At 58.8% G+C, this 3,758-nt stretch carries 4 protein-coding genes; 1 reads left to right on the forward strand and 3 read right to left on the reverse strand.

What is annotated here, in order from left to right; all coding sequences use genetic code 11:
* The first annotated feature begins 98 nt into the window (after positions 1-98).
* On the forward strand, positions 99-1,112 hold the full coding sequence (locus tag VGL70_16620) for an ABC transporter substrate-binding protein (GenBank protein ID HEY3305149.1): 1,014 nt from the start codon (positions 99-101) through the stop codon (positions 1,110-1,112).
* 144 nt (positions 1,113-1,256) lie between these two features.
* On the opposite strand, the gene VGL70_16625 is transcribed toward VGL70_16620, so the two are convergent.
* From VGL70_16625 to VGL70_16635, 3 genes are all read right to left on the reverse strand, one after another.
* Positions 1,257-2,252 (reverse strand): thiamine pyrophosphate-dependent enzyme, encoded by a 996-nt coding sequence (locus tag VGL70_16625; protein ID HEY3305150.1) that lies wholly within the window; start codon positions 2,250-2,252, stop codon positions 1,257-1,259.
* A gap of 13 nt (positions 2,253-2,265) precedes the next feature.
* Positions 2,266-3,507 (reverse strand): pyruvate ferredoxin oxidoreductase, encoded by a 1,242-nt coding sequence (locus VGL70_16630; protein ID HEY3305151.1) that lies wholly within the window; start codon positions 3,505-3,507, stop codon positions 2,266-2,268.
* A partial coding sequence (locus VGL70_16635; GenBank protein HEY3305152.1) for a hypothetical protein occupies positions 3,504-3,758 on the reverse strand: 255 nt, incomplete at its 5' end. The genes VGL70_16630 and VGL70_16635, both read right to left, overlap by 4 nt.

Genomic DNA, 3,758 nt, shown 5'->3' on the forward strand with positions numbered 1-3,758 from the left:
CGGAAGAGTTCTACGACATGAGCTTTCTGAAAAGAATCGAGCAGAGCGGCTTTCTGAATTCGCTCGGCGCGAAAAAATAGCAGGCAAAGAGGGAAGCCATGACTAAAAGACTCGGAAATAAACTGCTTTCGCTGCTCATTCCATGGTTCGCGGTCTTGTTATGTTGCAGCGTGAGCCCGGCGCAGGACAAGGAGCTAAAAAAGATCCGCTGGGGCGTGACGTCGATCTCGGCGTCGAACTGGATTCCGTGGATCGCCAAGGAAGCGAAGATCTACGATAAAAACGGCCTCGATGTCGAGCTGATCCTGCTCAGAGGATCGGGCCAAACTTCGCAGGCGATTATCAGCGGAAGCATCTTTGCCGCGCCCGTCACCTTGGCGACCGTCATGCTTGCGAACCTGGGCGGGGCGGACCTCACCACCGTCGCCCACACCGTCCCCGGCGTGCAGAGCAAACTCCTGGTGCGGCAGGAGATCAAGCGGCCCGAAGACCTGAAGGGAAAAAAGCTCGCCACCTCCGGGCTGGGCTCGCTGGGGGATTTTCTCAATCGCTACATCGTAAAAAAATACGGCCTGGACCCGAATCGAGACATCGTATGGCTTTCGGTCGGGACTCCGCCGGAACGGCTGCAGGCGCTGGTGTCGGGTGGGGTCGAGGCTGCGGATCTTTCTCACCCATCCGACGTGCAGGGAGAGCGTCTCGGGTTTCGAGTTTTATGGGACGCGCGGCAAGAGGTGAGTTATCCGTCCATGTCCGTTGTGACGCGGCGGAAGCACGTTCAAGAAGACCGCGATACGGTCACGCGGATGGTCAAATCCCACGTGGAGGCGATCCATTACTTCAAGACCCATCGAGATTTCAGCCTGAAGGTGTTGAGCAAGCACCTGAGAACGAATGACCGTGAGATTTTGGAAGGCTCCTACGAGATCTACCGGCAGGACTTCATTTCAGTTCCCTATCCCATCACGCAGGGGCTGCAAGCGACTTACGAATATGTGGCGCAGAGGAGGCCGGAGATCTTGAGCCACAAGCCGGACGAGTTTATGGACCCGAGCTTTGTCGCGGAGCTGGACAAGGGCGGCTTTATCAAGCGGCTGTCCGGCCAGCGTTAGCAGACAGAATGCGCTCGGCCATAGGCAAGAGTAGAAACAAATCAAGACGAACGACCGGGACCTGATTACGGAAGCGCGCTAGCCAAGAAAAAGAGGCTCCCGTTCGGGAGCCTCTTTTTGTAGTCCATCGAGATGAACGGCGGATTAGATCCTTGCCTTCAAGATCCCTTTGATCGGCGCGACGCCGGGAATCTCCCATTCATCCCACATCTCATCGACCATCTTTTGGATGTGGGTAAAGTGCTCTTCTTTAAGGTGATCGAAGCGGCCCTGTTTGGTGAGAAAGTCTTTCACAGGGATTCTTCCCTTGCCCGTCTTGCGAGCGTCCCAAGTGTAGATGACGTTGCCCTCGACGATCTCGTAGAGCGGATAGAGGCCGGATTTGATTCCAAACTCGCCGAGCTCGTTCGAGTAGCGCGGGTGATAGTCCCAGCCCTTCGGGCATGGATCGTAGGTATGGATAAAGGTCGGCCCGCCGATGCTGAGCGCTTTCCGCACCTTGTTCAGATAATCCGTCGGCGGAAAGGTGGCGCAGGCGGTGGCGACGTAGCGGCAGGTCGGATGGCCGACGGCGAGCATTCCAGCGACGTTCTTCTTCCAGCGCCGCTGCATGATCGGGTGCTTCGTCCCCGGCGGCGTGAAGGTCGTCTGCGCACCATAGGTCGTCAGGCCCGTCGCTTGGATATCGGTGTTGGCGGCGGACTCGTTGTCGTACATGATGATCAGCAAGTCATAGTCGCTCTGGAGCGCGGCGGAAATTCCGCCGATTCCCATATCGCCGGCGCCGAGATCGCCGGAGAAGTTGATGACGTTGATCTTCTCGTCTTTGATCTTCCCTTTGCGCTTGAGCGCCCTGAGGCCCGCGGCCATGCCCACGGCGGAGGAGCCGCCGGCGCCGAGTTGCGTGTGCATCCACGGCACGATCCACGGCGTGGTCAAGTACGAAGTGTTGGCCACGTACATGCAACCGGTCGCTCCCGTGACCACCGTGCGCGAACCCGCGACCTTGATGAAGCCGCGCATCGTCGTTGCCGACTCGCAGCCCTGGCAGGTGCGGTGGCCGGAGGTATACAGCTCCTCCAGCGGTATTTTGTGAACGCCTTTGATCTTCTCGTAGTCGATGGTCGGTGCTGTTGACATATTCACCTCCTATTTACTCTCTCAGGCCGATCCAGGTTACGAAGCCGTCCATGGAATCCTTCTTCGCCGCCTGCTGAGTTATATCATACATCTTCTGCGCGTCCGCGATCGAGAGGTCGCGTCCGCCCAGGCCGCCCATGAAATTAGCGATCGCCGGACGTTGCTTAGCCGGGTAGAGACAGGAGCGAATCTCGTGCATCAGGATGCCGCCGTTGTCCGGCGAGCCGTGGGCGAAGTCGCGGTCAACGACGCCGACCGCTTTGAAACGGCTCAGACAATCTCTCAGCTCCACGGTTGGGAAAGGCCGGAACCAGCGCAGGTTCACGTAACCCACTTTTTGTCCCTTCTCGCGCAGCCTTTTCACCGCCGTGCGCGCCGGAGCCGCCACCGTTCCGACGCCGATCAGGACCGTTTCCGCGTCGTCGGTCATGAACTCTTCGAAGTAGTACGGCTCGGTGTACCGGCTGCCGAAGACGTTGTTGAACTCTTTGTAAGCGTCTTTGATCACGCCGCGCGCCCGTTTGGCGGCCTCCCAGTTCTGACGTCTCAGCTCCATGACCCAGTCCTCGTTGATCTGCGGCGCGACGGAGATCGGATTGTCGGGATGGAGCCGGCGCTCGGCGAGATCGTATTGCGGGAGAAATTGTTTTGCCGCTGCTACGGACGGGATCTTCACCATGTGCTGGGAGTGGGTGAGAAAGGCGCCGTCCATCGCCAACCCCATCGGCATTCTGACTTTCTTGTCTTCCGCGATGCGATAGCCGATCAGCACGTGCTCGAGCGCTTCCTGCGGCGTCGTCACCCAGCAGAGAAGCCAGCCCATGTCGCGGACCGCCATCGCATCGTTGTGCTCGACGCCGAAGGCGCCCGGATCGTCCAGAGCGCGGTTGCCCACCACGAAAAGGGGCGGGAGACGGTCGGTCGCGGTAACGACCAGCGCTTCCATACCGTACATCCAACCCGTGCCGCTCGATCCGCCGAAGGCGCGCGCGTTCACCGAGCTGGCGTGCTTGACGATCTCGAACTGGGAGTGCTCGCTGTCCGCGATAATGTACTCGGCGTCGAATTGACCGTCGGCGATCAGCTTCGAGAGCGCGTCCATCACCTCGGTATAGGGACGGATCGGATAAGCGGCGATCACGTCCACGTCCGCCAGGCGCACGCCCTGCGCGACGGCCTGGCAGCCGTTTAAAAGGTCTTCACGTTCGTAGACACCTGATTGATCTGATTTAGCTTGTGCGACTGCGACACTCATACTTCAACCTCCTCGGTTTTTCTGACGGGTACGATCTTTCCCTCGGGCATCACTTCTCCCTGAGTGACCGTAATGCCTTTTCCCGTGACTTCGGGATAAGAAACGCGCTCCTTGCCTTTCTTCCCTTCGACCCACGTGATGTACTCTTTCGAGTCCTTCTTCCAATGCTCCCACGGGCTGTGGTCGTCCTCAAATTGCAGCTCGTCGACCATCACGATGCACTCTTTCACCGGGCAGACCTCAGCGCATTT

Source organism: Candidatus Binatia bacterium (assembly GCA_036504975.1).
Taxonomy (GTDB): domain Bacteria; phylum Desulfobacterota; class Binatia; order UBA9968; family UBA9968; genus JAJPJQ01.

Excerpts from the sequence above, each read along its gene's own strand:
- VGL70_16620 (HEY3305149.1), top strand. The coding sequence starts at position 99 with ATGACTAAAAGACTCGGAAATAAACTGCTTTCGCTGCTCATTCCATGG.
- VGL70_16625 (HEY3305150.1), bottom strand. The coding sequence starts at position 2,252 with ATGTCAACAGCACCGACCATCGACTACGAGAAGATCAAAGGCGTTCAC.
- VGL70_16630 (HEY3305151.1), bottom strand. The coding sequence starts at position 3,507 with ATGAGTGTCGCAGTCGCACAAGCTAAATCAGATCAATCAGGTGTCTAC.